Raw genomic sequence first — 3,194 nt, forward strand, 5'->3', positions numbered from 1 at the left:
GGGGGGGTGGGTGCGCCGTCGCCGTCGCCCTCGGTCGCGGGCGACGGTTCGGACTCGCCGTTCGCAGGCGGCGGTTCGGACTCGCCGCTCACGGGCGGTGGATCGGGCTCCCCGGCCAGGGGCCGCCGGTCGGGCTCCTCGGTCACGGGCGGTGGATCTTCGCGGACGGGTCGTCGGCCGTGGCGGAGGCGGTGGCCAGGTGGAGGCGGGTGAAGGCCAGCGCCTCCGCGAGATCGGCCTCGCGTTCGGCGGAGGACATCGCGCGGCGGGTGTTGACCTCGATGACGACATGGCCGTCGAACGACGTACGGGCCAGGCGCTCCAGCAGCTCCGCGCACGGCTGGTCGCCCCGGCCGGGCACCAGGTGCTCGTCCTTGGCCGAGCCCTTGCCGTCGGCCAGGTGCACGTGGGCCAGCCGGTCGCCCATCCGGTCCACCATGGCGAGCGCCTCCGTGCGGGCGGTCGCGGTGTGCGAGAGGTCGACCGTGAAGTGCCGGTAGTCGTCGTTGGTGACGTCCCAGTCGGGGGCGTACGCGAGCATTTCGCGGTCCCGGTAGCGCCAGGGGTACATGTTCTCGACGGCGAACCGGACGTCCGTCTCGTCCGCCATCCGCCAGATCCCGCTCACGAAGTCCTTGGCGTAGTTGCGCTGCCACCGGAACGGCGGGTGCACCACGACGGTGGAGGCGCCGAGCTTCTCGGCGGCGGCCCTCGCCCGCTGGAGCTTGACCCAGGGGTCGGTGGACCAGACGCGCTGGGTGATCAGGAGGCAGGGGGCGTGCACCGCGAGGATCGGCACCCGGTGGTAGTCGGAGAGCCGGCGCAGGGCCTCGATGTCCTGGCTGACGGGGTCGGTCCAGACCATGACCTCGACGCCGTCGTACCCGAGGCGCGCGGCGATCTCGAAGGCCGTCGCGGTGGACTCGGGGTAGACCGAGGCCGTTGACAGGGCGACCTTCGCATCGGGGATGCGCACCACTGGTTCTGCCACCTGGACAGCGTACGGGCAGTGATGCGCCACTCCGAGTGGTCCTGGCCGAAAGTGATCAGGGCCATGGGGCCGTGACCGTACGTCATCGAAGTGGCGCGTCCCGTACGGTCCCGCCTCACCTCGCCTCACCTCATCCGGGCAGCGCGGCCCGTTCCGTCGGGAGGTGGTCGAGGCGGCGCAGGATCACGCCCTCGCGCAGGGCCCAGGGACAGATCTCCAGCTCCTCGACGCCGAACAGGTCCATCGCGCCCTCGGCCACCAGCGCCCCGGCGAGCAGCTGAGGGGCCCGGCCCTCGGAGACCCCGGGGAGCTTGCCGCGCTCCTCGACGGTCATCGCCGCCAGCTTGGGCACCCAGTCCTCCAGGGCCTTGCGGCTCAGCGAGCGCTGGACGTACAGGCCCTCGGTGGAGCGGGCGGCTCCGGCGATCCGGGCGAGCTGCTTGAAGGTCTTGGAGGTGGCGACGACGTGGTCCGGGCGGCCGGCCCGGCTGAACTCGCCCACCGTCCGCGCGATGCTGGTCCGTACATGCCGGCGCAACGCCCTGACCTGCTCCGGGTCGGCCGGGTCGTCCGGCAGCCAGGCGCCGGTGAGGCGGCCCGCACCGAGCGGCAGGGAGACGGCGGTGTCGGGCTCCTCGTCGATGCCGAAGGCGATCTCCAGGGAGCCGCCCCCGATGTCCAGGACGAGGAGCTTGCCCGCCGACCAGCCGAACCAGCGGCGGGCGGCCAGGAAGGTGAGCCGGGCCTCCTCCTCGCCGCTGAGGACGGCGAGGTCGACGCCGGTCTCGATCCGTACCCGCTCCAGCACCTGGTCCGCGTTGGTCGCCTCGCGCACGGCGGAGGTGGCGAACGGGAGCACGTCCTCGCACCCCTTGTCCTCGGCGGCCTGGACGGCGCCGGCGATCGTCGCGACGAGCCGGTCGATGCCGAGGGGGCCGATCGCGCCGGTCTCGTCGAGCAGTTCGGCGAGCCGGAGCTCGGCCTTGTGCGAGTGCGCGGGCAGCGGGCGGGCGCCGGGGTGGGCGTCTACCACCAGCAGGTGAACCGTGTTCGATCCCACGTCGAGGACTCCGAGTCTCATAGGGGAACGCTACTGCTCCGATGGACCTACTCTGGGCGCGTGCCAAAGACGAAAAAGGCTAAGCAGGACAAAGCCACGAAGAAGCCGAAGTCGAACAAGCAGGCGTCACAGCCGGAGGCGAAAGGACCGGACCCGTCCGACGAGAAGGGCCTCGACTTCGCCCGGGCCTGGGTGGAGTTCCCCGACCCGGCCGACGACGAACAGGTCTTCCGCTGCGATCTGACCTGGCTGACGTCCCGTTGGACCTGCATCTTCGGCAGCGGCTGCCAGGGCATCCAGGCGGGCCGCGCCGACGACGGCTGCTGCACGCTGGGCGCGCACTTCTCCGACGAGGACGACGAGAAGCGGGTCGCCGAGAACGTGGCACGGCTCACCCCCGAGCTGTGGCAGTTCCACGACGTCGGTACGGAGACGGGCTGGGTCGGCGTCGACGAGGACGGCGAGCGCCAGACGCGCCGCTGGGAGGGTTCCTGCATCTTCCAGAACCGGCCGGGGTTCGCCGCCGGGGCGGGCTGCTCGCTGCACATCCTGGCGCTGCGGGAGGGCAAGGAGCCCCTGGAGACCAAGCCGGACGTCTGCTGGCAACTGCCGGTGCGGCGGACGTACGACTGGATCGACCGGCCCGACGACACCCGGGTGCTCCAGGTGACGATCGGGGAGTACGACCGCCGGGGCTGGGGGCCGGGCGGCCACGACCTGCACTGGTGGTGCACCTCGGCCACCTCGGCGCACGGGGCCGGTGACCCGGTGTACGTGTCCTACCGCCCGGAGCTGATCGAGCTGATGGGCAAGGAGGGGTACGACCGGCTGGTCCAGCTGTGCGAGGAGCGGCTGTCGTCGCTGCTGCCGATGGCCCCGCACCCGGCGGACCCGCCGCTGCCCGAGCCTTCGAAGAAGAAGCGCTGACAGACCGGGGCCCAGGGGGGCGCTGAGCCCCCGGGCCCCGTCGTCTGTTGTCCTCGGCCTGTCGGGCGGCTGTCCTCAGCCCGTCGGGTCCGGGTCGGTGGGGCCGGGGTCGGTCGGAGCCGGGTCCGTGGGGCTCGGGTCGGTCGGGTCCGGCGACGGTTCGGGCGGGTCCGTGGGGTCGGGCGGATCGGTCGGGTCCGGCGGGTCCGTGGGGTC

At 72.5% G+C, this 3,194-nt stretch carries 3 protein-coding genes; 1 reads left to right on the plus strand and 2 read right to left on the minus strand.

Annotated elements, in window-relative coordinates; genetic code table 11:
- Nucleotides 1-142: 142 nt before the first annotated feature.
- Nucleotides 143-979 (minus strand): sugar phosphate isomerase/epimerase family protein, encoded by an 837-nt coding sequence (locus tag JS521_RS34815; protein ID WP_205086867.1) that lies wholly within the window; start codon nucleotides 977-979, stop codon nucleotides 143-145.
- A gap of 142 nt (nucleotides 980-1,121) precedes the next feature.
- Nucleotides 1,122-2,072, minus strand: coding sequence for a Ppx/GppA family phosphatase (locus tag JS521_RS34820; protein ID WP_205086865.1), 951 nt, complete (start codon nucleotides 2,070-2,072; stop codon nucleotides 1,122-1,124).
- A gap of 39 nt (nucleotides 2,073-2,111) precedes the next feature.
- Here JS521_RS34820 and JS521_RS34825 point away from each other — a divergent pair, with 39 nt between their 5' ends.
- A complete protein-coding gene (locus tag JS521_RS34825; protein WP_205086866.1) occupies nucleotides 2,112-2,978 on the plus strand; it encodes a DUF3109 family protein in 867 nt (288 codons plus the stop codon).
- Nucleotides 2,979-3,194 lie beyond the last annotated feature (216 nt).

Source organism: Streptomyces durocortorensis (genome assembly GCF_016901035.1).
Classification (GTDB): Bacteria; Actinomycetota; Actinomycetes; order Streptomycetales; family Streptomycetaceae; genus Streptomyces; species Streptomyces durocortorensis.

What these genes read in the sequence shown, in the direction of transcription:
- JS521_RS34820 (WP_205086865.1), bottom strand. Translation starts at nt 2,072, where the DNA reads ATGAGACTCGGAGTCCTCGACGTGGGATCGAACACGGTTCACCTGCTG.